This is a genomic window from Halohasta salina (assembly GCF_024178165.1).
Lineage (GTDB): Archaea > Halobacteriota > Halobacteria > Halobacteriales > Haloferacaceae > Halohasta > Halohasta salina.
Genome location: NZ_JAMZIE010000006.1, coordinates 130,387 through 153,053, shown reverse-complemented (window position 1 = coordinate 153,053; position 22,667 = coordinate 130,387). Strand labels below are relative to the sequence as shown.

The 22,667-nt window shown below is 65.1% G+C and carries 27 protein-coding genes; 18 read left to right on the top strand and 9 right to left on the bottom strand.

Annotation, left to right across the window (positions count from 1 at the left end; genetic code table 11):
• A partial coding sequence (locus NKJ34_RS12980) for an integrase core domain-containing protein (RefSeq protein WP_253738127.1) occupies positions 1 to 119 on the top strand: 119 nt, incomplete at its 5' end.
• A gap of 57 nt (positions 120 to 176) precedes the next feature.
• Positions 177 to 1,631, top strand: a complete 1,455-nt coding sequence (locus tag NKJ34_RS12975; protein WP_253738730.1) for a DHH family phosphoesterase — start codon at positions 177 to 179, stop codon at positions 1,629 to 1,631.
• On the opposite strand, the gene NKJ34_RS12970 is transcribed toward NKJ34_RS12975, so the two are convergent.
• Positions 1,628 to 1,918, bottom strand: a complete 291-nt coding sequence (locus NKJ34_RS12970; RefSeq protein WP_253738729.1) for a PRC-barrel domain-containing protein — start codon at positions 1,916 to 1,918, stop codon at positions 1,628 to 1,630. The genes NKJ34_RS12975 and NKJ34_RS12970 overlap by 4 nt on opposite strands.
• Positions 1,919 to 2,023: 105 nt before the next feature.
• Complete coding sequence (locus tag NKJ34_RS12965; RefSeq protein ID WP_253738728.1) at positions 2,024 to 2,809, bottom strand: helix-turn-helix transcriptional regulator; 786 nt, start codon at positions 2,807 to 2,809, stop codon at positions 2,024 to 2,026.
• Positions 2,810 to 3,198: 389 nt separating this feature from the next.
• On the opposite strand from NKJ34_RS12965, the gene NKJ34_RS12960 reads away from it, so the two are divergent.
• The 7 genes from NKJ34_RS12960 (at position 3,199) to NKJ34_RS12930 (ending at position 9,535) form a co-directional block, all read left to right on the top strand.
• Complete coding sequence (locus tag NKJ34_RS12960; protein ID WP_253738727.1) at positions 3,199 to 3,801, top strand: NAD(P)/FAD-dependent oxidoreductase; 603 nt, start codon at positions 3,199 to 3,201, stop codon at positions 3,799 to 3,801.
• A 49-nt stretch (positions 3,802 to 3,850) separates the two neighbouring features.
• Positions 3,851 to 5,338 (top strand): 4-alpha-glucanotransferase, encoded by a 1,488-nt coding sequence (gene malQ, locus NKJ34_RS12955; RefSeq protein ID WP_253738726.1) that lies wholly within the window; start codon positions 3,851 to 3,853, stop codon positions 5,336 to 5,338.
• Positions 5,339 to 5,417: 79 nt separating this feature from the next.
• Positions 5,418 to 6,785 (top strand): DolP-mannose mannosyltransferase, encoded by a 1,368-nt coding sequence (locus NKJ34_RS12950; RefSeq protein ID WP_253738725.1) that lies wholly within the window; start codon positions 5,418 to 5,420, stop codon positions 6,783 to 6,785.
• A 125-nt stretch (positions 6,786 to 6,910) separates the two neighbouring features.
• Positions 6,911 to 7,678 carry a glycosyltransferase gene (locus NKJ34_RS12945; RefSeq protein ID WP_253738724.1) on the top strand — a complete coding sequence of 256 codons (768 nt, stop codon included), beginning with the start codon at positions 6,911 to 6,913 and terminating at the stop codon, positions 7,676 to 7,678.
• Positions 7,668 to 8,117: a GtrA family protein gene (locus NKJ34_RS12940; protein WP_253738723.1), complete on the top strand. Its 450-nt coding sequence runs from the start codon at positions 7,668 to 7,670 to the stop codon at positions 8,115 to 8,117. The genes NKJ34_RS12945 and NKJ34_RS12940 overlap by 11 nt, the downstream gene beginning before the upstream one ends.
• Positions 8,118 to 8,179: 62 nt before the next feature.
• Positions 8,180 to 9,094 (top strand): DNA-3-methyladenine glycosylase family protein, encoded by a 915-nt coding sequence (locus tag NKJ34_RS12935; RefSeq protein ID WP_253738722.1) that lies wholly within the window; start codon positions 8,180 to 8,182, stop codon positions 9,092 to 9,094.
• 78 nt (positions 9,095 to 9,172) lie between these two features.
• Positions 9,173 to 9,535 carry a DUF555 domain-containing protein gene (locus NKJ34_RS12930; RefSeq protein ID WP_253738721.1) on the top strand — a complete coding sequence of 121 codons (363 nt, stop codon included), beginning with the start codon at positions 9,173 to 9,175 and terminating at the stop codon, positions 9,533 to 9,535.
• Between the two features lie 16 nt (positions 9,536 to 9,551).
• On the opposite strand, the gene NKJ34_RS12925 is transcribed toward NKJ34_RS12930, so the two are convergent.
• Positions 9,552 to 10,208 (bottom strand): type IV pilin N-terminal domain-containing protein, encoded by a 657-nt coding sequence (locus NKJ34_RS12925; RefSeq protein WP_253738720.1) that lies wholly within the window; start codon positions 10,206 to 10,208, stop codon positions 9,552 to 9,554.
• Between the two features lie 107 nt (positions 10,209 to 10,315).
• Between NKJ34_RS12925 and NKJ34_RS12920 the strand changes: the two genes are divergently transcribed.
• Positions 10,316 to 11,215 (top strand): HFX_2341 family transcriptional regulator, encoded by a 900-nt coding sequence (locus NKJ34_RS12920; protein ID WP_253738719.1) that lies wholly within the window; start codon positions 10,316 to 10,318, stop codon positions 11,213 to 11,215.
• On the opposite strand, the gene NKJ34_RS12915 is transcribed toward NKJ34_RS12920, so the two are convergent.
• Entirely contained in the window at positions 11,216 to 11,794 is a 579-nt protein-coding gene (locus NKJ34_RS12915; RefSeq protein WP_253738718.1) for a response regulator, read from the bottom strand.
• A 60-nt stretch (positions 11,795 to 11,854) separates the two neighbouring features.
• Positions 11,855 to 11,977, bottom strand: coding sequence for a hypothetical protein (locus NKJ34_RS15770; protein ID WP_256488745.1), 123 nt, complete (start codon positions 11,975 to 11,977; stop codon positions 11,855 to 11,857).
• A 182-nt stretch (positions 11,978 to 12,159) separates the two neighbouring features.
• Between NKJ34_RS15770 and NKJ34_RS12910 the strand changes: the two genes are divergently transcribed.
• Positions 12,160 to 13,308 carry a sensor histidine kinase gene (locus tag NKJ34_RS12910; RefSeq protein WP_253738717.1) on the top strand — a complete coding sequence of 383 codons (1,149 nt, stop codon included), beginning with the start codon at positions 12,160 to 12,162 and terminating at the stop codon, positions 13,306 to 13,308.
• Between the two features lie 49 nt (positions 13,309 to 13,357).
• Here NKJ34_RS12910 and NKJ34_RS12905 read toward each other — a convergent pair whose 3' ends face one another.
• Together NKJ34_RS12905 and NKJ34_RS12900 are read right to left on the bottom strand one after the other, a co-directional pair.
• Positions 13,358 to 14,146 carry an RNA methyltransferase gene (locus NKJ34_RS12905; protein ID WP_253738716.1) on the bottom strand — a complete coding sequence of 263 codons (789 nt, stop codon included), beginning with the start codon at positions 14,144 to 14,146 and terminating at the stop codon, positions 13,358 to 13,360.
• A complete protein-coding gene (locus NKJ34_RS12900; RefSeq protein WP_253738715.1) occupies positions 14,143 to 14,733 on the bottom strand; it encodes a DUF8114 family protein in 591 nt (196 codons plus the stop codon). The genes NKJ34_RS12905 and NKJ34_RS12900 overlap by 4 nt, the downstream gene beginning before the upstream one ends.
• Before the next feature lie 97 nt (positions 14,734 to 14,830).
• Between NKJ34_RS12900 and NKJ34_RS12895 the strand changes: the two genes are divergently transcribed.
• Both NKJ34_RS12895 and NKJ34_RS12890 read left to right on the top strand, forming a co-directional pair.
• On the top strand, positions 14,831 to 15,988 hold the full coding sequence (locus tag NKJ34_RS12895; protein WP_253738714.1) for a dihydropteroate synthase: 1,158 nt from the start codon (positions 14,831 to 14,833) through the stop codon (positions 15,986 to 15,988).
• Between the two features lie 143 nt (positions 15,989 to 16,131).
• Positions 16,132 to 16,857, top strand: coding sequence for a 6-hydroxymethylpterin diphosphokinase MptE-like protein (locus NKJ34_RS12890; RefSeq protein ID WP_253738713.1), 726 nt, complete (start codon positions 16,132 to 16,134; stop codon positions 16,855 to 16,857).
• A gap of 2 nt (positions 16,858 to 16,859) precedes the next feature.
• Here the strand turns inward: NKJ34_RS12890 and NKJ34_RS12885 are convergent, their stop codons facing one another.
• Positions 16,860 to 17,036 carry a hypothetical protein gene (locus tag NKJ34_RS12885; RefSeq protein WP_253738712.1) on the bottom strand — a complete coding sequence of 59 codons (177 nt, stop codon included), beginning with the start codon at positions 17,034 to 17,036 and terminating at the stop codon, positions 16,860 to 16,862.
• Between the two features lie 118 nt (positions 17,037 to 17,154).
• Between NKJ34_RS12885 and NKJ34_RS12880 the strand changes: the two genes are divergently transcribed.
• The 5 genes from NKJ34_RS12880 (at position 17,155) to NKJ34_RS12860 (ending at position 21,283) form a co-directional block, all read left to right on the top strand.
• Positions 17,155 to 18,576: a cryptochrome/photolyase family protein gene (locus NKJ34_RS12880; RefSeq protein WP_253738711.1), complete on the top strand. Its 1,422-nt coding sequence runs from the start codon at positions 17,155 to 17,157 to the stop codon at positions 18,574 to 18,576.
• Between the two features lie 88 nt (positions 18,577 to 18,664).
• Positions 18,665 to 19,270: a superoxide dismutase gene (locus tag NKJ34_RS12875; protein WP_253738710.1), complete on the top strand. Its 606-nt coding sequence runs from the start codon at positions 18,665 to 18,667 to the stop codon at positions 19,268 to 19,270.
• Between the two features lie 169 nt (positions 19,271 to 19,439).
• On the top strand, positions 19,440 to 20,039 hold the full coding sequence (sod, locus tag NKJ34_RS12870) for a superoxide dismutase (protein WP_253738709.1): 600 nt from the start codon (positions 19,440 to 19,442) through the stop codon (positions 20,037 to 20,039).
• Positions 20,040 to 20,147: 108 nt separating this feature from the next.
• Positions 20,148 to 20,429, top strand: a complete 282-nt coding sequence (locus NKJ34_RS12865) for a DUF5827 family protein (protein ID WP_253738708.1) — start codon at positions 20,148 to 20,150, stop codon at positions 20,427 to 20,429.
• A 14-nt stretch (positions 20,430 to 20,443) separates the two neighbouring features.
• The gene (locus NKJ34_RS12860) at positions 20,444 to 21,283 is read left to right on the top strand and encodes an ATPase (RefSeq protein WP_253738707.1); all 840 of its coding nucleotides are present in this window, start codon (positions 20,444 to 20,446) and stop codon (positions 21,281 to 21,283) included.
• Between the two features lie 2 nt (positions 21,284 to 21,285).
• Here NKJ34_RS12860 and NKJ34_RS12855 read toward each other — a convergent pair whose 3' ends face one another.
• Positions 21,286 to 22,530 carry a cytochrome c biogenesis protein CcdA gene (locus NKJ34_RS12855; RefSeq protein ID WP_253738706.1) on the bottom strand — a complete coding sequence of 415 codons (1,245 nt, stop codon included), beginning with the start codon at positions 22,528 to 22,530 and terminating at the stop codon, positions 21,286 to 21,288.
• Positions 22,531 to 22,667 lie beyond the last annotated feature (137 nt).

Here is a 22,667-nt window from a genome sequence, read left to right as displayed (position 1 = left end):
GGGTGGGCAGTCGGTCGAGCGTTCGTCGCTGGTGTTCGCAGTTTGTACATTATTATAACCGCCAGCGACCGCATCAATCGCTAGATGATCGAACGCCAACTGAGGAGGTCGCTAACTAGACAGTGCCTGTGGAAACGGATGGGGTTAAGTGTCGCCCCTGCCGAACTCGGGTACCAATGAGTGCTGGCGCGATCGGCTCGTCACGATCCACGTACGCGATTCTCGGCTGCGGGAGCGTCGGCCACGCGGTCGCCGAAGAGCTCGCCGAGGAGGGCAACGACGTGCTCATCCTCGACAAGGACGACAGCCGTGTCGAGGCGTTGCGCGATCAGGACCTCAACGCCAAAGTCCAGGACATCAGCGACCCCGCGGTCGCCGACGTCGTCGACGACCGGGATATTATCCTCGTGTTAGCCTCCGACGTCGAGGCGAGCAAGGCCGCCGTCTCGGCGATCCGCGATCGCGGCAGCAACCAGTACATCGTCGTCCGAGCCTCGGATCCGGTCACCGAAGAGGAGCTCCGCGATCTGGGTTCGGACGTGGTGATCAACCCCTCGACGGTGATCGCCGAGTCCGCCCTCCGGAGCCTCGAATCCGGCGAACTCCAACACAAGGCCCGCCAGCTCGCCGACATCCTCGACGCCACCGACGACCGGATCGCCATCCTCACGCGTGACAACCCCGACCCCGACTCGATCGCCAGCGCCACGGCGCTGCAGGCGATCGCCGCCGAGTTCGGCGTCGAGGCCGACATCCTCTACGACGGCGACATCGGCCATCAGGAAAACCGGGCGTTCGTCAACCTGCTGGGGATCGAACTGCTGGCCCGTGAGGACGCCCCCGCTCTCGAAGAGTACGACCGGCTCGCCTTGGTCGACAACTCCAACGCGACCGACGACCGCCCCGAGCCGACGCCCGACGTCCTCATCGACACCTCCGAGCCCGACGAGGACGTCGACGCCGCCTTCGTCGACATCCGGACCAACGTCTCCTCGACGTCGACGATCCTCACCAAATACCTCCAGGAGTTCGACCTCTCGCCGAGCGAGACGGTCGCCACCGCCCTGCTGTACGGCATCCGGGCCGAAACGCTGGATTTCAAGCGGGATACGACACCCGCAGATCTGACGGCGGCGGCCTACCTGCATCCGTTCGCCAACCACGACACCCTCGAACAGGTCGAGTCGCCGTCGATGTCCCCCGAGACCCTCGACGTGCTCGCGGAGGCGATCCAAAGCCGTGAGGTCCAGGGGAGCCACCTGTTTTCGACCGCGGGGTTCATCCGGGACCGGGAGGCGCTCGAACAGGCCGCCCAGTACCTGCTCGATCTGGAGGGGATTACCACCAGCGCCGTCTTCGGGATCGTCGACGACGAGATCATCGTCGCCGCCCGGTCGAAGGATATCCGGATCAACATCGGGAGCGTCCTTCAGGGGGCGTTCGCGGAGAGCGGCGAGGTCGCCGGCCACTCCAAACAGGGGAGCGTCGAGGTGCCGCTCGGCATCTTCACCGGAATCGAGACCAGCGAGGACAACCGGGAGACGCTGCTCCAGTTGACCGAAGAGGCGGTCCGCAGAAAGCTCTTCGCGGCGATGGGTGTCGAGGGATCGGAGAGTACGAACGGGTCCTAAACGACGGCCTCTTCGGTTTCCTCTGGCTGTTTGAGGCGCTCGATGACGTCGTTGATCAGAATGACGTCGCCGACCGCGCGGACCCACCGATAGGGAACGATGATGCCCTCGCCGGGCGAGACGGTCTCGGCGAACAGCTCGGTGTTGAGCTGACCGACCGCCAGTCCCGTCACTGCCTCCTGATCGAGATTCAGTCGGACGTCCTCGACTTCACCGACGAATACACCGTTGTTCGAGTAGACTTCCCGTCCGACGAGGGTCGTGATCTCCTGTGGGGTCCCGTCCATGCCGTGACCGTTGGGTGTGTTGATAATAAGTTTTCGTGGTCGACCGCCAGTTGTCTGACAACACGGTCGACGCCACTGGTCGACCAATGGTGGCGACGACGCCGATCACTCGACAGACGGTGACGACAGCGGCTGGGACTGCAGTAGATGGTCGTTGATGCGCTCTCGGACCCACGAGACCGCCGGACCGGCGTCGGTCTCGATGAACGCCCGCGCGCCGTTGGCCTCGTCCATCACCATCAGCCCCGCGGTCGCTGTCGTCTCGTCTTCGGCGACCACCAGCCCGTAGGTCGGGGTCTCTTCGACCTGATGGAGCGAGAGACAGGCGTCGGCGATGAGCTGCTGGAGGGCCTCGGCGTGGCTCCCGACGAGCTTCTCGACCACCGGCTCGGTCAACACGATATCGGCCCGGATCATCTCGCCCTCGCACAGCGAGAGCCACCGGTCGAGGACCTGCGGAAACACCGCCGGGAAGACGGTCTGGATCCAGCGGGCCTCCCCCAGCAACGAACAGAGCGCCGAGACGGGCTGGTGGGGGGCATACTGGCTGGCGGTGACGACCGTCGCTTCCTCGAACACGACGGGGTCGAGATCGAACTCCGGAGGGAGATCCGACAGTAGCTGCTGGCCCTCCGAGAGCGTCTCGGCCATCGAGGCGAACTGGTCGTACTCCGCCAGCAGGAGCTCGCCGAACAGGGTGCGGCGGTAACCCGCGGCCGACCGCGCCAACAATCCGGCAGTCTCCAGCTCTCGGATGCCTCGGTCGACGGTCGACCGGGAGACCGCCAGCCGGTCGACGAGTCCGCGCTTGTCGGCGGCGTCGCTGCCGACCGCGCGCAACAACTGCTCGCGGCGCGTGAGCAGTCGGAGTATCTCGCCGGCTTGGGGCATTGACTCACTCACCTCCAGTACGGGTGACAGGTGCGTTTGCCACAGTATATAAACAACCGCCACATATATAAGTCTTGGTCACCCCCTGCGCGCCGGGCTCAAACAGTGAGGTAAAGATGGAACCGGCCGCTTGTATAGACGCCGGGGTGCCTCTGACAAACCGGCAACGTGATCGGTCGCCTTGCCCGGACGGTCGATCACCCCCGCTTGATGGCTCTTGCCCGGACCATCAGGCACCGCCAGCCGACTTTGCCCGGGTCGGTCTGGCCACGCGTTCGGCCGGCTACCGTTTGTGGCCGGGCGAACGTTTTCAGTTCTCACACGCCGAGTGACGACTCGTATCTGGAGGCCAGCTATTATCCCAACGCGTGCCGAACGGCCAGTCGACTATGAGCGAGGAGACAGCGCCGACGGTCTGTGTCGTCGGCGGCGGCCCGGCAGGACTGAGCGCAGCACTGTTCACCCAGAAGAACGGTCTCGAGACCCACGTCTTCGACACCGACGAGACGTGGATGCACAAGGCCCACCTGTTCAACTACCTCGGCGTGGGCTCCGACGACGGCACGGCGTTCATCGAGACCGCCCGCCGGCAGGTCGAGAGCTTCGGCGTCGAGCGGCATCAGGGCGAGGCCGTCGAGTCCGTCGACGAATCCGGCGACGGGTTCGTCGTCGAGACCGCCGACGGCGCCTACGACGCCGACTACGTCGTCCTCGCTACGGGGGCCGACCGCAGCCTCGCCGAATCGCTGGGGTGTGCGATGACCGACGACGGCGTCGTCGAGGCCGACCTCTCGATGCGGACCAGCGTCGACGGCGCGTACGCGACCGGTGCGATGGTGCGGGCCGAGGAGTGGCAAGCGATCATCGCGGCGGGCGACGGCGCGGCGGCGGCCCTCGACATCCTCTCGACGGAGAAGGGCGAGCACTTCCACGATTTCGACGTGCCCGCCGACGCCGATACGGTCTTCGGCGCGATGAGCGACGAGGCGTAGGCCGCCGAATACCACAACGTTTGACACCGAGGCCCACGAGAGGGGGCGTATGCGATTCGATAGAGCAAGCGGCGTGTTCCTCCATCTCACCTCCCTGCCGGGGCCCCACGGGATCGGCGACCTCGGGGAGGGTGCCCGGGAGTTCCTCTCGTTTCTGGAGACGGCCGAACAGGACTACTGGCAGTTCTGCCCGCTGGGACCGACCTCCTCGGCCCACGGCAACTCGCCGTACCAATCGTTTTCGGCCTTTGCCGGCAATCCCCTGCTGATCAGCCTCGATCGACTGGTAGCGGACGGCTGGCTGACCACAGAGGACCTCCAGCCCGTCCCGGAGTTCGACGACCATGACGTCGACTACGAGGCGGTCGGCGCGTACAAACGCGAGGCGCTCCGGACGGCCCACGAGCGGTTCCGCGAGACCGCCACCGAAGACGACTACGCCGCCCTTGATGCGTTCCGCGAGTCCGAACCGTGGCTCGACGACTACGCGCTGTTCCGGGCGCTCAAACGGAAACACGACAAGGTGGCGTGGGTCGACTGGCCCGAGCCGATCCGGACCCGAGACCCCGAGGCGCTGGCCGACGCGCGCGAAGAACTGAGCGAGGAGATCGAGTACCGAACCCTCGTCCAGTACTGGTTCGACAAACAGTGGCAGGCGTTCAAAGACGACGCCGAGGAGGCGGGCATCAAGCTGGTCGGCGACGTGCCGATCTACGTCGGTCTCGACAGCGCCGACGTCTGGTCGAGCCCCGAGGCGTTCCAACTCGACGCGGGGAACCGGCCCACTGCGGTCGCGGGCGTCCCGCCGAACGCCGGCGACTCGGGCCAGCGGTGGGGCAACCCGCTGTACGACTGGGAGCGGCTGGCCGACGACGACTACGACTGGTGGGCCCGCCGGCTCGACCGGCTCTTCGAGCAGGTCGACGTTACCCGACTCGACCACTTCCAGGGCTTTCTCGAATACTGGGCGATTCCCGCCGACGCCGACGACCCCGCCGCCGGCGAGTGGCGCGACGGGCCGGGGGCGGACTTCTTCGAGACGATCGGCGAGCGCCTCGGCGACCTGCCGTTTATCGCGGAGGATCTCGGCTTCCCCGACGCCGAACTGCAGGCGCTGATGGACCGGTTCGGCTTCCCGGGGATGCGGGTGCCGCAGTACGCCGACTGGTGTCAGGGCGGCAACGCCCACCAGCCGATGCACTACCCCAAAAACGCCGTCGGCTACACCTCCACACACGACACCGACACCATCCGGGGCTACTACGACGCCATGTCGGACCGCCAACGGGAGTGTCTCCACTACAACCTCGGCGTCGACGGCGAGGAGATCGCGTGGTCGGTCATCGAGGCGGTCTGGCGCTCGGAGGCGGGGCTGGCGTTTACGACGCTGCAGGACCTGCTGGGCCTCGGTAGCCACGCGCGGTTCAACACGCCCGGCACCGCCGAGGGCAACTGGACGTGGCGGGTGACCAGTGAAGGCCTCGACGAGGAGATCGCCAAACGGCTGGGGACGCTGACCCAGATCGAACTCCGGTAGCCGGACGATCGGGACGGCGGACTCCTGTCCGGACTCCTGAAAAAGGGTTTACACGCCGGCCCCCGAACCCGGATGAAGAATGCGTTCGACGACGTCGCTGCCACGGAGCCGGCGGGGGCTTTCCGACGCCGTCGACCGCCACTGGTTCCGGCTGCTCCTCGGCGGGTCGGCGCTAGTGGTGGGGGTGGTGACGCTGCTCCAGTTTTGGGCCGCACCGTTCTATATCAACAAGGACTCGGCGCTGTTCCAGCACGCGGGGTGGTCGATTCTCAACGGGGCGGAGCTCTACGTCGACATCTGGGACCTGAAGCCGCCGTTGATCTACTTCGTGACGGTGGTGCTGGCGGCGGTATCGTTCGGCGATATGGCCGTGTTGCACGTCCTCAGCGTGATCGTCGCCGTCGCGGCGGTCGTCGCCGGGATCACGCTGGTCGGCGTACTCACCCACCGCCTGACCGACGATGGCGTCGCCGCAATCCTCGCGGCGGGTTCGATGCTCGTACTGACGTCGCTGTACGGGTTTCCGTACGCGGGAATCCGCCCCAAATATCTCGCCTTCTGCTGTGGGGTCGGTGCGCTGGTGTTGGCGGTCGACGACCGGCCGTTTGTTGCTGGAGGTGTGGGCGCGATGGCCGCCGGCTTCTGGCAGCTCGGCGCGCCGATCGCCCTACTGGTCGTCGGGATGAGTGCCCAGCGGGGCGGCTGGGACGGCCTGTGGCGGGCGATCGGCGGCGGCGCAACCGTGACGGTACTGACTGTCGTCCCGTTCGTGGCACAGGGCAACGCCGTTCCGCTGTTCGTCGAGACCGTCCTCGCGCCGCTCTACGGTGTCGAGGGGTACACCATCGTCGGGCGGCTGCTTCGCTTCGTGATCGAGATCGGCTACGGCGTGGCGATCGTCCCGCTGGCGGTCGCCGGCTGGGGACTGGCTGTCGCCGACCGCGACCACTGGTGGGTGGCCGTCGGTGGCGGGCTCTACCTCTTTCAGCTCTTCCTCGAATTTCAGGGGGCGATTGAACTCGTCCTGCTGTTCGTCTTTCTCGCGGTGGGCGTCGGCCTGCTCGTCGCCGAGTGGTCGAGGCCATCCAGTCGGGCAGTGATCGCCGGCTGTGTCGTCCTGCTAATCGTCACCAGCGGCTACTGGAACCTCCACGGCGTCGTGGGAGAGAGCCCCGAGCCGCCGGGACGGGCAGCCATCGACGCCGAGTACGACCGGTGGGAGGTCCCGAAGTACGATTCGCTGCCCGACGACCCGGAGGGGTGGCCCTCGATGGAGACGATCTACTGGGAAAAACGCCAGCCCGACCAGTGTCACTACCGGTTGGGGCTCAAACAGCAGTACTTCGAACAGGAGACCGGCGGCAGCCTCTACAAGTCGACCTGCGGCCAGTGGCCCTTCGCGGAGCCACCCGCCGAGTGGCTCGCCGGGGCGGTCCTGCCGGGATGACCGGCTCGGTCTCGATCGGCGACTTGTTTTCATCTCTGTACGTCCGCAGAATTAACACCCAGTACGGCGTCGGACGCCTGTATGAGTGGTCAGCTCTCGCAGCCGGTAGCAGGCGGTGAAACGCCATGAGCGACGCTCTTGGCGTCGTTATTCCCGCCTACGAGCCGGACGTCGACGCGCTCGCGGCGTCGGTCGGCGCGATCCGATCGGCACTCGACCCGGTGACGGTTCGCATCGAGATCGACGCCCCCAGCGAGTCGACGCTGGCACGGGTCGAGCCGCTGGCCGACGAGTTGGGTGTGGCGAGGCGTCGGCGCGGTAAAGGTGGGGCGATCATGGACGGCTTCGACGAGCTTTCGACCGCCGTCCTCGCGTTCGTCGACGCCGACGGCTCGGTGCCCGCAGCGTCGCTGGCCGACATCGTCGACCACGTCCGCCAGCGGGCCGACACGGTGGCGATCGGCTCCCGTCGGCATCCCGAGGCGCGGATCGTCGACCATCAGACGGTCGGCCGGCGGCTGCTCGGCGACGCCTTCGCGGTCAGTGCCCGGAAACTGCTGCCAACAGCCTGTTACGACTACCAGTGTGGGGCGAAGGCGCTTCGGGCCGAGGCGTGGGCCGAGATCGGCCACCACTGCTACGAGTCGGGGTTCGCGTGGGATCTGGAGTTCGTCGCGGTCACCGGCGCGCTCGGCTACCGGATCACCGAGGTCCCCGTCACGTGGGAGGACCACCCGGAGTCGACCGTCGACCCGCTTTCGACCTCGCTGGAACTCGGGCGGGCACTGTTCGACGTCCGGCGGCGCGCGCAGGCCATCGCCACCAGCCCTCGCTACCGTGACGTCCAACCGACCCACGGGTCGACGCTCAGCCCGACGACCGATGGCGACTGAGTCGCCGCTGTCGGCGCTGGCCCACCGCGCCCGGATCGGGAAGTTCCTCTCGGTCGGCGCGCTCGGTGCGAGTATCGAGACGCTGGTCGTCGCCCTGTTGACTACCACCGCCGGGATCGGCCCGCTGGCGGCGAAGGCCGTCGGCGCTGAGCTGTCGATCTCGACGATGTTTCTGGTCAACGACCGCTGGACCTTTGCGGCGGCCGGCAACGCCGGCGCGAGGCCGGCCCTCGGTCGGTGGGGGCGCTCACATCTCGTCCGAGCGGTCGGTTTGGGGGTCGGCTTCGCCGTGCTGTTCGGGCTGACGAGGCCTATCGAGGCCACCTTGCCGATCGCCGGCGTCGACCTCTGGCCGACGGTCGCCAACGGGATCGGCATCTGTGTCGGCATGACGTTCAACTACGTCGCCGAGAGCCTCGTCACGTGGGACGTCGGCTAGCCCGTCCGGGACGGCCACACGACACCGAAAGGCCGAAGCGCGCCGCCTGTCAGGATCGGGTAATGGAACAGGGTGCGATTCCGATCGCGGAGCTAGCGGGGGGGTTCGACCTCCAGTCGACCGGCGAAAGCGGCCAGAGCTACCTGTGGGACCGCCCCGACGGCGAGATGTACACCACGACCGCGGCCCACGGCGGCGATGCGTGGTACGAGACGGTCGTCACGCCGATCCCCGACGTGATCGAGGAGTCGGCCGTCGTCCGGGTCCGGCAGGTCGACGGCGAACTCCGGTGGGAGTCGACGACGGATGCGGTGCCGCTCCTCACCCATCTCCTGCGACTCGACGATGACCTGCATGCAATCGAGGCCGACACGCCAGCCGACCCACTCCTCGACAGTGCCTTCGAGCGGTACCGCGGGATGCGACTCGTGCGCGATCCGGTCTTTCCGTGTCTGATCTCGTTTATCTGTTCGGCCCAGATGCGCGTCTCGCGGATCCACGGGATGCAGCGTCGACTGGCCCGCGAGTACGGCGACGAGATCCAGGTCGACGGTGAGACGTATCATGCCTTTCCGACGCCCGGCCAGCTCGCCGAGCGAACCGAGGAGGAACTTCGCGAGTTGAGCCTCGGTTACCGTGCACCCTACGTCCAGCGGACCGCCGCAATGATCGCCGACGGTGAGGCCGATCCACGGGCGGCGATGGGACTCGACTACGAGGACGCCCGTGACCACCTCACCCAGTTCGTCGGCGTCGGCGACAAGGTCGCCGACTGCGTCCTGCTGTTCTCGCTGGGCTTTACCGAGGCCGTCCCCCTCGATACGTGGATCCAGACCGCCATCGCCGACCACTATCCCGACTGCGATCAGGGCGGGTACGTCTCGACCTCACGAGCCATCCGCGAGCAGTTCGGCGGGCAGTATGCGGGCTACGCCCAGACCTACGTCTTTCACTATTTGCGGAACGGCGGAAACTGACAGACGGCAGCGGGACGAGTGTCTGTTTTTCGAGAATGTAGGCGAAGTTTCATACGCGCTGCGAGTCTATTTGGCCCCATGGACTGCCGAGTCGTCGTCGAGGCTGCGGTGCCCGTGTACGATGTCGAGACCGTGGACGAGGCTGTCCGGATCGCCATCTCCAAGACGGGAGAAATGCTGAACCCGGATCTCAACTACGTCGAGATCGAGATGGGGACGCGAACCTCGCCCTCCGGAGAGGAGTTGCCGCCCGCCTTCATCGCGGCCGACGAAGCATTGGTCGCCCTCGAACTCGAACTGATCGTCTTCAACGTCGAACAGGAACAACACGCCAGCCGCATCGCCCGTAAGGAGATCGGCCAACAACTGCACAATATCCCGTTGAAGGTGTTGTCGACCGAAGTAATACCGGAAGACGACGAGGATGAACAGGCCAATTAAAGTACAACGACGACCGCTATGACGCTGTTAACATCTCCTTGATTACAACCGAGTCGGAAGGCATGTGAATAATACGGACGGTCACTTTGTTTCCCGCGGGGACTTCGCAGGTACCGCTGATCATTCGAAACTGTATGAATTCGCCAGCGGAGAGCGTGTTCGTCGTATCACTTCGAAGAACAGTTCGGTCTGAGCGGAAGCTACTTTCGTCGAAAAAATCAGTTCCCTCGATATTTTCTGCATCGAGGCTATTCCCATCGGGTGGCAGCGCAACGACACGTCCTTGCGCATCGCCATCATCACACTCTGCATCGACCAAAATCTCGATATTGGAAACTGCTATCGAGTCACCGGCGACGTGCGTAAGACGAACAATCTGACCGGTAATTCCACTATCTGCCACAAATTTGGCATTCGACTCAGCGACGTTCGGAGCCGGCTCGCGGAGCTGCTCGGAGAAGCCGAGGCCGGCCCAGCCGACCGTGGCAGCGACGATCAAGACCATCGCCACCAATACCACAATGCCGATCACCGAAGATGTCGCCCGGTCGCAGTCGCCGGGTCGTCCCGCACCCCCCGCACCGCCGGTCGACCGACCGACCGCGGCCAGCCGGCTGGTCGGACGGGGCCACCGGTCGACCACCAGCGCCACCGCGGGATGTGTCGTATTCACTGACGTACTTTTGTACGTGACGGTGCTATATGTTTGGAACTGATCGGGGTCGACCGGCGGCCGGCGATGCTGGTGGTTTTTAAGAACCACGTCGCTACGTAGTAGCTATGGAGACACACATCGTCCCGGTCGGCTTCGACTACGACCGGCTCATTGCGCCGCTCATCCGCGATCAGTTCGATGTGGACCACGTCATTCTGCTGGAGGGCGCGGTCGGCAGCGAGGCCAACGTCGAATACTCCCGTCGACTCGCCACCAAACTCGAAACGGATTTTCAGAACTTGCTTGGCGCGGACACCGAGCGCATCCGCCTCGAAGACGTCTACGACTACGACGCCGCCTTCGAAGGAGCCTTCGAACTCATCAACGACCAACTCGACAGCGGCGCGGAGGTCTGGGTCAACGTCTGTTCGATGCCCCGGCCAGTGAGCTTCGCGTTTGCGACCGCCGCCCACTCGGTGATGGTCGAACGACAGGAGGACCGCGACCGGATCCACACCTACTACACCGCCCCCGAGAAGTACCTCGAAACCGAACTCGCCGAGGAGCTGCGGGCCGAACACGACCTCCTGTCGGACCTGCTTGAGGCGGGCGAACTCGACCGCGACCGCATGGAGACCAGACTCGACAGCATCACGGAACTGCTCTCGGAGTTCGACGAGCGCGGCGTCACCATCGGCGCAAAGGAGATCGGCGGCAGCCACATCGTCGAACTCCCGGTGGCGTCGTTTTCCAGCGTCAAACCGTTCGAGGAGCTCGTACTCTTTACGTTGGGCGAACACGGCGAGTTCGAGTCGGTCAGCGAGCTCGCGTCGACGCTCGCTCGCGACCTCAACGAGGAGTACACCGACAGCTTCCGCTCGAAGGTGATCTACAACGTCGACCGGCTCGGACCGGGCGGCAAGGGGTATATCGAACAGGAGGAGGTCGGCAAATCCTATCGGACGAAACTCTCCCGGATCGGCGAGCTGTGGGTGCGGTCCCACGCCGACGAGACCCGCGAGTAGTCAGGTCGACGACCGGTCGATCGCCTTGAACGCGGCCTCGAAATCGTCGAGTTCGACCATCAACTCCTCGGCCTCGCTGCGCATCTCGGCGGTCGCCCGCTTGAGGCGCTGGTACTCCTCGGAGTCCGCCAGTTCCTCCTCGCTCATCTCCTGTTCCAGCACGGTGAGTTTCGAGGTCGCCCGGAACAGGTCGCTGACCGTCTCGTCGTACTCCTTGGCGGTGAGCTGCTGTTCGATCGCCGCCTCCAGCGTCGCCTTGTCGACCGGCTTACAGAGGTAGTCGTCGAACGGCATCTCGATGATGTCGAACTCGGGGTCGATCGCCGTCACCATGATCACCCGGCAGTCGTAGCCGTCGGCCCGGATCCGTTCGAGGACCTCGTTGCCCGACATCTCGGGCATCCGCCGGTCGAGCAGCACCACGTCGACGCTCTCGTCGACCGCCTCGACGGCTGCCGGACCGCCGTAGACGGTGCGGACGTCGTACTCGTCTTCCAGTTGCAGCGTGTAGATATCGGCGATATCCTGCTCGTCGTCGACGACGAGCACGGTCGGCGTCTCCTGATCGTGAGTGGCCATGCAGATAGTCGTACGTATCGATAGGTAGACTGTTCAATATAAGTTTGGCTCCTCGGGGGCCTACCCGACGAGGCCGACGAGTCGAGCGGCGAAGCCGAGAACGAACGCCAGCACCAACAGCGCGGTCGTGACAATGACGACCGGCGACAGCGCCGTTTCGTCGATCTCGATGAACTGATCCATACTCCCCTTTGCCGACTCGGGGGATTAACTGTTTGTGGTCGACCGTTTGTTATCGGATCCGATATTTAGGGAGTGAAGTAAAAGTAACCCGACAGAGAGATGACGGTATGGAGCGGCGATATCAACCGGGAATCACACGGGCGACGCCGGGCGTCGACCGGGCGGCCACGCGGGCGGTATAGATGGCTCCCGCCCCGGCCGACGGTACAGCCGACGGCACGACTGACCGCATGGCCGACGCCCGGTCGACGCCGATCGAGCGGGTCGTCGCGGCCGACAAACCGCGTGAGATCTTTGCGGTTACCGAGACGGCGTTGACGGCGCTAGAGCCGGTCGAAGAGGCGTGGTGTTGGCGGTACGAACCCGACGACGAGCGGCTGGAACCCGCAGCCGACGATGGCCCGGCGTCACCGTCGACGGTGACCACTGCCGCCTTCGAGGCCGGAGCGCCGCGCTATCCGGCAGCCGACGACTCCGCACCGGACGCGGCCGCCCCGCTGGGAGAGGCCGGAGCGGTCGCTCTCCGTGCCGAGGCCTGTCCGCCGGCGGTGCGGACGCGTCTCGACCGGCTGTCGACGGTCGCCGGTGAACGACTCGAAGCGGTGTTGGCCTACAGGCGGCTCGAAGACCGGTTCCAGCAGGTCGCCGAACGGAACCGGGAGCTCACCCAGTTCGCCCGAACCGTCTCACACGACCTCAACTCGCCGCTGTCAGTGATCTACGGTCGGATCGAGCTCGCGTTGGACGAGCCGTCCAACGCCGAGTTACACCTCCGTGCGGCCCGGAACGCCGCCAAGCGGGTCGACTCGCTGGTCACCGACCACCTGCAGACGATCGAGGCCCACGACGACGACGCCACCGAACCCGTCTCGGTCCAGACGGTCGCCATCCGGGCCTGGCGGATCGTCGACCCCTCGACCGCCCGACTTCGGGTCGAACCCACGCTGGGGAGCGTCGAGGCCAACCCGATCCGGCTCCAGCAGTTGTTCGAGAACCTGATCCGCAACGCGATCGAACACGGCTCCGCGGAGTCGGTGGGTCTCGGGGCCGACGCGGGGCCGACCGATCCACACGCGGTGTTCGAGGACGACACCGACTCGGTGACGGTAACGATCAAGCCGACATCGACCGGCTTTGCCGTCTGTGACGACGGCCCCGGAATCCCCGACGACCAGCGGGAGGCGATCTTCGAGTCGGGGTACACCACCACCGAAGCCGGCAGCGGGCTGGGACTCCACATCGTCGAGGAGATCGTCGAGGCCCACGACTGGTCGATCGCGGTCGACGAAAGCGACAGCGGCGGCGCGCGGTTCGAAGTCAGCGTCGAGTAGTCACTGTCTACCATCGTCGGACGAACGGCAACAGCCGAGTAGGCAGTGCCTACTCCCGATCTTCGGGTGTGTCCGTCGGTACGTCGTCACCCTTCGCACGTGCGACCGAACGGTCGAGCCGATCGGTCGCTCCCCGGAAGACGCCCAACAGCGTGTGGACCTCCCGGTCGGTGGGGTGGGCCCGGCCGACCAGCCGCCGGAACAGCCGTCGTGTCTTGGCCGTTTTCCGCTCGTTGTAGGCTTGGGCGTCGAGGAAGTCCGCGAAGTAGTCGTATAGCCGCTCGATGTCGCGTTCCTCGGCCCGATAGTGGTCGACATCCGGGAGCTGTGTCTCCGCGACGGTCAGTTCGCGCAGTTCGTAAAACAGGATCGTCGCCGCCTGTCCGAGGTTAAGCACCGGATACTCGCCGCTGGCAGGGATCGAACACACCTCGTCGAGCCGCTCGATCTCGCGGTTGTGGAGCCCCCGACCCTCCCGGCCGAAGACGAGCGCCGTTCGGGTGTCGACGGTCGACAGCGACTCGCGGAGTTCGACCGGTGTTTTGAACGGGAACCGGACGTGTCGGCGGCTGTCCTCGCCCGTGATCGCGGTACAGCCCACGGTGTGGTAGGTGTCGATGATCTCGTCGAGGGTGACTTCCTCGGCGTTCGGGAGCACGTCCTCGCGGGCGTGGCCCGCGAAGCCGTAGGCTTCACCGTCGGGGTCGAGTTCCGGCGGGTCGACCAGTTTGAGATCGCTCAGTCCGAAGTTCTTCATTGCGCGGGCGATGGTACCGACGTTGCCCGGCGTCTCGGGTTCGACGACCACGACGACCGGGGGCTGCTGCCGCGGGCTCATTCGCCGGTCGGATACTCCGTATCGAGATCGAGGTCGTCGAACTCCTCGTCGTCGACCCGGTCCTCGGCGGGTGGTTCGTCGGGCTCGTCGATATACTCCCGGAGGTCGATCTCGCGGGGCTCGTAGTCTTCTTCGAGCCGGTCGTGGATCTCCTCGGGCGTCGGCAGATCCGGCAGGGCTTCGGGATCGGTCTCGACGTGGTCGACGCCGCCGAACCCCTCCGGAGCCCGGTTATCGTCGGCGAACCACTGGTGGAAGGCGGCGGCGAACTCGGGGTCGCCCCGGAGGTCGCTGCCGCCGGCGTTCTGGTACCAGTAGACGAAATCCGGCTCGTGGTCCGCACAGAGGACGATCTCGTCCATCGGCTCGCCGTAGACGTAGGCGGCCGGATTACACCGCTGTTTGTCGGCCTCGCCGTGGATCAGATAGCAGGCGTCGCACGGCTGTTCGACCAGTCGTGAGAGCCGTAGCAGTCGCTGCCGTGGGTCCTCGGGGATCTCTTCGAGGGGTTTGAACTCCTCGTCGTCGGTGAAGATCTCCTCTTCCTCGAACCGCCAGCCACGAAGCCCGATACTGACTTTGCCCATAGCGAAGCTAACGACTCGGCCGACAAAAAGCGACTGATGTGTGGGATCGCTCCCCGTAGACCGGACCGCCTATGTCGGCGGCGTTCCCAGTAACGGTATGCGAACTGTCGACGCTGCCGGCCTGAAGATCGGTGACGACCAGCCCCCGCGAATCATGGGCGTACTGAACGTCAGCTCGGAATCCCCCTACAAGCCGAGCGTGTTCAACAGTCCGAGCGAGGCCGCCGCGTACGTCGACGAGGAACTGATCGACGAGGGCGCGGACATCGTCGACGTCGGCCTCGAATCAGCGAATAAAAAGTTCGAAGTCCTCAGCGCCGAGGAGGAACTCGATCGCCTCGATACCGCCCTCGAAACCATCGAAAGCGTTTCCGGGGATGCAGTCTTCTCGATCGAGACGCGCTACCACGAGGTCGCCGAGGCCGCCCTCCGGGGGGGCTTCGACATGGTCAACGACATCTGTGGCTTCGCCGACCCGAAGATGCCCGAGATCTGTGAGGAGTACGACGTCGCCGTCGCCAAGATGGCCTCGCCGCCGGACCTCGAACGGCCGGGGGCGGTCGAAGACGTCGACGACATCTACGAGGCCCTCGAACTCAACGGACTGACCGACAAGACGATCGTCGACCCCGCCTTCGGCGGCTGGAGCGAGGACAAGACGATCGAGGACGATCGGGAGACCTTCCACCGCCTGCGGGAGTTCCGCGGCTACGGCCAGCCCATTCTCGTCTCGATCAACCGGAAGAACTTCCTCCGGTCGGTCGCCGGCCGGGACACCGAGGGGGCACTGCCGGTCTCGCTGGCCGCCACCTCGATGGCCGTCGAGCGCGGGGCCCACGTGATCCGGACCCACGACGTGGCCGAAACGCGGGACGCCGCGCTGATCGGCCACGAGTTCGGCCGCCCGCGGCTCCGGGAGACCGTCGACGGGATCGCCGTCGAGGAACTCGACGTGACGAGGAGAGGGGAGGCCCGCCGCCATCTCGACCGACTCGGTGTGACCGAGAACGTCGAGGCGATCGTCGACCGGAGCGTGACACGGGTGTTCGAACTCTCGGGGATGGACGCAGACACCCACGACCGGCTGGCGGCCGCAAGCGAGGCCGCGGGCGTCGACTGTGTCAGCCGTGCGTCTGACAGTCCCGTGGTATTGGTTGGCACCAAATCGGAGTACGATCGGCTTACCGAGGCGCTGGCTGGCGGTTCCGACGGAATTTCGGCCGTCGTCGAACGTATCAGAAACGCGTGCTGTTAAGAGAAAACTTATGCCGGATCATGTGAAACGAGGCAATGGACGCCGGAGGGGCATTCGGGTAGGGGTACTTGATGCCAATCCGGCCCATACAATATCACAACCGACGAGCCACTGGCTCGATCGGCGGATTGTATCAGGGATCGATGAGCAGTAGCCCCAGCTTTCCAGAGTGGGAGCCGATCTACGAGGCGATCCTCGCGGATCTCGGCTTCGATCGGGCGGCCGACGAGCGCGCCCGGGACGTCGCCGCCGAACTCGCTCGGCCGTTCGACGACGACCGGCTCACCCACCTCGATGGCGCGACTGTCGCCGTCGTCGGGGCGGCCCCGACGCTTTCGGCCGACCTCGCGGCGTTCGATCCCGAGAGCGTCGACGCTATCGTCGCCGCCTCGACGGCCGTCGACGTGCTCGCCGACCACGGCATCAGGGTCGACCTGATGGTGACCGACCTCGACAAGAACGTCGACACCGCCAGCGAGTTGACCCGCGAGGGGACGCCGGTGGCAGCCCACACCCACGGCGACAACATCCCGACGCTGCGGGAGTGGCTGCCACGGTTCGACCTCGCGTCGACGCTGGTGACGACGCAGGCCGAACCGCGAGGGCCGGTCGCAAACTACGGCGGGTTCACCGACGGCGACCGGGCCGCCTTTATCGCCGACGCGTTCGGAGCCGCGGAGCTTCGGTTCCTCGGCTGGGCGTTCGACGACCCGTCGGTCGACCCGCTGAAGGCCCGGAAGCTTCGGTGGGCCGAGCAGTTGCTCTACTGGCTCGAACGGCGGCGTGGTGAGCGGCTCGCCGTACTCGACGGGCGGCGTGGGTCGCTGGCCGACGACCCGTCGACGTTCGCAACCGGGGAACGGCTGTAGGGTTACTGCTGTTCGGCCGCCTTCTTCAGGATCTGTGGCGTGACGAAGATGTCGAGCAGCGCGATCCCGTAGGCAACCAACTGAACGGTACCACTCAAAAAGAAGAACGCGACGGCGGCAACGGCGAGCCCGCCGGACAGACCGATTCCCCAGCGGACGGCCGGGTTGTGAAGTACCATACGTTCGCCTCCGTGGATGGCGGGGAAAAGTCGACGATGCGTTCAATCGGCATTGAACCGTAGTCGGGGGTCGTGTCGGCTCCACAAGGTTCCTTAGCCGTCCGGCCGTGGTGTCGGTATGCAACTCCACTGGCACCGGCGGGATCTCCGCGGATCGGACAACCGGGCGTTGGCGGCCGCCGCCGAGGCGGCACGCGAGGCCGACGGCGGCGTCCTCGCGCTGTTCGTCTTCGACGACCGGGTGCTCGACCACGCCGGTTCGCCGCGGGTGTCGTACCTGCTCGATTCGCTGGCCGAACTCCGAGCGTGGTACCGCGACCGCGGCGGCGAACTGCTTGTCCGCCACGGCGACCCGGTGGAGGCCGTTCCCGCGGTGGCCGAGGCGGTCGACGCCGACCGCGTGGTCTGGAACCGTGACTACTCCGGGTTGGCCCGCGAACGCGACGCCGCAGTTCGGCAAGCACTCAACGAGGCCGAAATCCCTCGCGAGTCGTTCCACGACGCCATCTGCCACGAACCCGGCTCGATCACGACCAACGCGGGCGATCCCTACTCCGTCTTCACCTACTTCGGCCGCAAGTGGGCCGACCGCGAGAAGGACGACCCCTATCTGGCTCCCAACGAAAAGTTAGTCGACGCAGACACCGCGGGTGTCGACGCCGGATCGCTGTCGACGCTGGCCGACCTCGGCTTCGCGGAGCCGGAGGCCGATCTCTTGGATGCCGGAACCGAGGCCGCCCGCCAGCGACTCGCCGCGTTCTGTGAGGACGGGGTCTACCGTTACGACGAGGATCGGGACTATCCGACCCGGGAGTCGACCTCGCGGCTCTCGGCGGACCTCAAATACGGCACCATCGGGATTCGGGAGGTCTACTGGGCCACCGAGGACGCCCGCGAGGACGCGACAGAGGCCGAACTGGAGTCGATCGACGAGTTCCAGTCCCAGCTCGCGTGGCGGGCCTTCTACACGCACGTGCTGTGGTTCAACCCCGAGGTCGTCTCGCAGAACTACAAGACATACGAGAACGAAATCGAGTGGGAAAACGACGCCGACCGCCTGCAGGCGTGGCAGGACGGCGAGACGGGGTATCCTATCGTCGACGCCGGGATGCGCCAGCTCCGACAGGAGGGCTTTATGCACAACCGCGTCCGAATGATCGTCGCCTCCTTCCTGACAAAGGACCTGTTAATCGACTGGCGCGAGGGGTACGACTGGTTCCGCCGGAAGCTGGTCGACCACGATACGGCCAACGACAATGGCGGTTGGCAGTGGGCCGCCTCGACGGGGACCGACGCCCAACCCTACTTCCGGATCTTCAACCCGATGACCCAAGGCGAGCGCTACGATCCCGACGCCGAGTATATAAAACAGTACGTGGAGGAACTGCAGGACACCGACCCCGAGATCATCCACAACTGGCACGAGGCGTCGCTGACCCAGCGGCGCAATGCGGCCCCCGACTACCCCGATCCGATCGTCGACCACAGCGAGCGCCGTGAGGCGGCGTTGGCGATGTTCGAGGCCGCCCGCGGGGAGTGAGGTGGCCGTTCTCTCAAGGCCCCACACTGTCGTTAAAAGTGTTAACACACCGAAACTTTAGGACGGATTCGACCGTCGGTGTAGAGGCATGACGTACGAACTACCAGCCCTCCCATACGACTACGACGCACTCGAACCGCACATCGATTCCCGAATCATGGAACTCCACCACGACAAGCATCATCAGGGCTACGTCAACGGCGCGAACGCCGCCCGTGAGGCCCTCGAAGGGATGCGGGACAGCGAGGAGTTCGGCGACGTCAAGAGCGTCAAGCGGGCGCTGGCGTTCCATCTGTCGGGCCACGTCAACCACACCATCTTCTGGGAGAACATGTCGCCGGACGGTGGCGGCGAGCCCGGCGGCGAGCTCGCCGACCACATCGAACGGGATTTCGGCTCCTACGAGGCGTTCACGTCCGAGTTCGCGGCTACCGCCGGTGGCGTCGAAGGCTCGGGCTGGGCACTGCTCTGCCACGATGCCGCCAGCGACGAACTGATCGTCGCTGCGGCGGAAAACCACCAGAACCAGACCCCACAGGCGACGACGCCGATCCTCGTCTGCGACGTCTGGGAACACGCCTACTACCTCCAGTACGAGAACAACCGCGGCGAGTACGTCGACAACTTCATGCAGGTCGTCGACTGGGACGACGTCGCCCGGCGGTTCGACCAGTGTCAGGGCCGCTCGATCTGAGCCAGTCGAGTTAGCGAACCGACACGACTGCGGCAATCATTCTATTTACGAACTCGAAGGGTTGTTACCGGAATACGTTGAATAGTGGCCGTATACGTGCTATATGTTATCAAACTACTCCTCAAGCTTTAACAGCAATCGAGACAATGTTGAACTGGAGGAATTACATATGAGCTACGAACTAGATCCACTGCCGTATGACTACGACGCCCTTGAACCGCATATCGACGAGCAGATCCTGAAATGGCATCACGACACCCACCATCAGGGGTACGTCAACGGCTGGAACTCGGCCGAAGAGACGCTGGCGGAGAACCGCGAGAGCGGCGACTTCAGCTCCAGCGCGGGCGCTATCCGCAACGTGACCCACAACTCCTCGGGTCACATTCTCCACGACCTGTTCTGGCAGAACATGTCCCCGGAGGGTGGCGACGAGCCGTCCGGTGACCTCGCCGACCGCATCGAGGAGGACTTCGGCTCCTACGAGGCCTGGAAGGGCGAGTTCGAAGCCGCGGCCGGCAACGCCAGTGGCTGGGCGCTGCTCGTCTACGATTCGTTCTCGAACCAGCTTCGGAACGTCGTGGTCGACAAACACGACCAGGGCGCGATCTGGGGCGGTCACCCGATTCTCGCACTCGACGTCTGGGAACACTCCTACTACTACCAGTTCGGTCCCGACCGCGGAGGCTTCATCGACGCCTTCTTCGAGGTCGTCGACTGGGAGGAACCGAGCGAGCGCTACGCAGCAGCCGTCGAGGCATTCGAGTAACCGGGCAGTTCACACCATTTTTTGCGACGCCACGCCGCCAGCGACAGCACCCGCGCCGGTGATTCCGAACCCCCACTGTTTTCCCGGCCAGCAGTCCTACAACCGCTCATGCCACGACCGAAAGACGACTTCGAGGAGCTGTATCCCTGTGATTTCTACACGCCCGAGGAACTGCTCGACGAGGAGCTACTGTACACCGTCTACGAGATCGCCCGCCTGCTGCAAGGATTGGAGGCCGACGCCGAGATCGACGAGGGCGTCGAGGACATCCTTCTGGACTGGGCGATCCCGTGGATCATGCGGAACGCCGAGGAACTCGTTATCGCCGAGCCGCCGAGCGACGACGAACCGGGCTACTACGGCCTGAAATCCGAGTCGACCGAGGAGTAGTCGACGCCTCACTCATGAAACTGTTAGTAGCAGGTGACGCCCGCGTCGACGCCGGAAAGACGACGTTCGCCGCCGGACTGCTGGCCTCGCTGTCCGATGCGGTGGGGTTCAAACCACGAGCGGGCAACGACTACTGGTTCGACCACGACGACGTGGCGGCCGCACTGGACGAGGGACGGCTCTACGGCAAGGACGTGGCGACACTCGCCGCCGCGGCCAGCGAGGGCGGCGACCTGCGGGAAGAACGGCTCAATCCGGTCCATCGATTCTGGCGGCCGACGCCCGACCGGACGGGGCTGCTCGGCGAGAGCGGGCGGACGTTTCTGGTCGACCGCGTTACCACGCCCGAGGGCCCGCAGTTCGTCGTCAACGGCGCGGCCGAAGCCGCCGGGCTACTTCCGGACGTCGTTAGGCAGTCCCTACCACTGGCCGAGGCCCCCCGTGTCCGGACCGTCGACGGCTTCAACGAACTGATGGCCGAGCAGTATCTCCCGGCCTTCGAGCGGATCACCGAGCGGATCGCCGACACCGATCCCGCCGTGGTCGAGTCCTACAGCGATATCGCGCTGCCGGTCGAGGGAATCGCTTTCGACGCGGTCGCGGTTGTGGGCCCGACGCGGGCGCGGATCTACGACGGCCAGCGCTACACGAAGGCCTGCGAGATCGCAAGCGGCAGCGCCCGCGAGGGACAGTTGGAGGAGCGCGTCGACCGGGTGATCGAGATGATCGAGCCGGTGTCGACACACGATCTCACTCCACTGACGAGCGACGGGCGCGCGGATCCATCGACCGTCGCGGACCGGTACGAACCGGTCTACGAATCACTACTCGATGTCGCACTTCGGACGGCGTAGAGTCATCCGAACACCTCGAAAACGAACACGAGGTAGTAGAGCCCGACGCTGACGAGCACGAGACCGGTCACCCGGTTAATTGGCTTTTTGTATCGAGCGAGGTGTCGCGTGAGACGCTGGCCCGAGGATTCGGAGACCGCCGCAATCGCCAACAGCGGCGCACCGATTCCCAACCCGAAGGCGAGAAAACCGAGCATACTCTGGAGTTGGGTCTCGAACAACACCGGCGCACGGGCGAAGAACAGCGCGACAAGCCCCGGATTACACGGGATAATGATCGCCCCGAAAAAGAACCCGTAGCTGAACGCCGTCGTCGAGGGGTAGTTGAACTGCGGCGGGTCGACGGTCGGCACACGCGCGAACAGGTCCAGATCCGCGAGCAAGACGACCCCGATGCCGATCAAGAGAGCGAACGCAAGCGGGGAAACGGTCTCGATCACACGGGTCAGCGACGTCTGCAGGAGTCGCGTAAACACGAAGCCGATCCCTCCCATGAACGTGACGACGCCCGCGACGACGAACCCGCCGAGGACGATCGGCCGCGAGCGCACAGCCCCCTCGGTCGACTCGTTGTTGGCGAGATAGGCGACGAAGGCCGGGTAGAGTGGGATGACACACGCCGCACTCAGTGGCGTCCCGATACCGATGGCGAAGACTTCCGCGAGGTCGACGAGCAACGACATCAACAGGTTTCGAGCTCGGAGCGGAGCGTCGCCGGCGATTTGATGCCGTTTTCGAGCCGTTTGAAGCGTCCATCGGGACAGAGCAAAATCATCGGCGCGTTCGGCGGATGGGTGACCGAGGTGCCGAACTGATCGACCAGACTCTCGGTGACCGCCGAGGGGGGGAGTGACCCACTGCCACTCGTAGCTGTTGGATGTGGCGTGCTCCCGGACCGCCTCGGCGTCTTCGTTGGGGTCGACGTTGATACTCACCATCGCGAACGCGGTGTCGCCCTCGCTCCGCAGTGTGTCGACCTGTCGCTCCTGCTCGTCACAGGTCGAACACCAGACGGCGAACGTCTGGACGAGAACCGGCTCCTCGAAGTCGGCGATCCGAAACGACTCGCCACCACGAACGTCTTCGAGTGTCGCATCGAACCACTGGCTCCCATCCGACTCGATCTCGTTGATATTCCCCGACGTGGATGTGGCTTCGTCGGCTTCGGATCCGCCGAGACAGCCGGAGAGACTAATCGCGCCGAGACCTCCAACGAGTTCCACGGCCCGCCGCCGACTGAATTGCATACGCCGACTAGTCGTAACTGTCACACAAAACTGCCGCTGTTGTGCACTCCTGTCGCACACGAAATACGTCGCGTTCGTTCACAGTCGGCTGATAAACAGGAAATAACGAACCAATTAATACCGTCGTTGCGCTCCAT

Excerpts from the sequence above, each read along its gene's own strand:
- NKJ34_RS12975 (WP_253738730.1), top strand. The coding sequence starts at position 177 with ATGAGTGCTGGCGCGATCGGCTCGTCACGATCCACGTACGCGATTCTC.
- NKJ34_RS12970 (WP_253738729.1), bottom strand. The coding sequence starts at position 1,918 with ATGGACGGGACCCCACAGGAGATCACGACCCTCGTCGGACGGGAAGTC.
- NKJ34_RS12965 (WP_253738728.1), bottom strand. The coding sequence starts at position 2,809 with ATGCCCCAAGCCGGCGAGATACTCCGACTGCTCACGCGCCGCGAGCAG.
- NKJ34_RS12960 (WP_253738727.1), top strand. The coding sequence starts at position 3,199 with ATGAGCGAGGAGACAGCGCCGACGGTCTGTGTCGTCGGCGGCGGCCCG.
- malQ (WP_253738726.1), top strand. The coding sequence starts at position 3,851 with ATGCGATTCGATAGAGCAAGCGGCGTGTTCCTCCATCTCACCTCCCTG.
- NKJ34_RS12950 (WP_253738725.1), top strand. The coding sequence starts at position 5,418 with ATGCGTTCGACGACGTCGCTGCCACGGAGCCGGCGGGGGCTTTCCGAC.
- NKJ34_RS12945 (WP_253738724.1), top strand. The coding sequence starts at position 6,911 with ATGAGCGACGCTCTTGGCGTCGTTATTCCCGCCTACGAGCCGGACGTC.
- NKJ34_RS12940 (WP_253738723.1), top strand. The coding sequence starts at position 7,668 with ATGGCGACTGAGTCGCCGCTGTCGGCGCTGGCCCACCGCGCCCGGATC.
- NKJ34_RS12935 (WP_253738722.1), top strand. The coding sequence starts at position 8,180 with ATGGAACAGGGTGCGATTCCGATCGCGGAGCTAGCGGGGGGGTTCGAC.
- NKJ34_RS12930 (WP_253738721.1), top strand. The coding sequence starts at position 9,173 with ATGGACTGCCGAGTCGTCGTCGAGGCTGCGGTGCCCGTGTACGATGTC.
- NKJ34_RS12920 (WP_253738719.1), top strand. The coding sequence starts at position 10,316 with ATGGAGACACACATCGTCCCGGTCGGCTTCGACTACGACCGGCTCATT.
- NKJ34_RS12915 (WP_253738718.1), bottom strand. The coding sequence starts at position 11,794 with ATGGCCACTCACGATCAGGAGACGCCGACCGTGCTCGTCGTCGACGAC.
- NKJ34_RS15770 (WP_256488745.1), bottom strand. The coding sequence starts at position 11,977 with ATGGATCAGTTCATCGAGATCGACGAAACGGCGCTGTCGCCGGTCGTC.
- NKJ34_RS12910 (WP_253738717.1), top strand. The coding sequence starts at position 12,160 with ATGGCTCCCGCCCCGGCCGACGGTACAGCCGACGGCACGACTGACCGC.
- NKJ34_RS12905 (WP_253738716.1), bottom strand. The coding sequence starts at position 14,146 with ATGAGCCCGCGGCAGCAGCCCCCGGTCGTCGTGGTCGTCGAACCCGAG.
- NKJ34_RS12900 (WP_253738715.1), bottom strand. The coding sequence starts at position 14,733 with ATGGGCAAAGTCAGTATCGGGCTTCGTGGCTGGCGGTTCGAGGAAGAG.
- NKJ34_RS12895 (WP_253738714.1), top strand. The coding sequence starts at position 14,831 with ATGCGAACTGTCGACGCTGCCGGCCTGAAGATCGGTGACGACCAGCCC.
- NKJ34_RS12890 (WP_253738713.1), top strand. The coding sequence starts at position 16,132 with ATGAGCAGTAGCCCCAGCTTTCCAGAGTGGGAGCCGATCTACGAGGCG.
- NKJ34_RS12885 (WP_253738712.1), bottom strand. The coding sequence starts at position 17,036 with ATGGTACTTCACAACCCGGCCGTCCGCTGGGGAATCGGTCTGTCCGGC.
- NKJ34_RS12880 (WP_253738711.1), top strand. The coding sequence starts at position 17,155 with ATGCAACTCCACTGGCACCGGCGGGATCTCCGCGGATCGGACAACCGG.
- NKJ34_RS12875 (WP_253738710.1), top strand. The coding sequence starts at position 18,665 with ATGACGTACGAACTACCAGCCCTCCCATACGACTACGACGCACTCGAA.
- sod (WP_253738709.1), top strand. The coding sequence starts at position 19,440 with ATGAGCTACGAACTAGATCCACTGCCGTATGACTACGACGCCCTTGAA.
- NKJ34_RS12865 (WP_253738708.1), top strand. The coding sequence starts at position 20,148 with ATGCCACGACCGAAAGACGACTTCGAGGAGCTGTATCCCTGTGATTTC.
- NKJ34_RS12860 (WP_253738707.1), top strand. The coding sequence starts at position 20,444 with ATGAAACTGTTAGTAGCAGGTGACGCCCGCGTCGACGCCGGAAAGACG.
- NKJ34_RS12855 (WP_253738706.1), bottom strand. The coding sequence starts at position 22,530 with ATGCAATTCAGTCGGCGGCGGGCCGTGGAACTCGTTGGAGGTCTCGGC.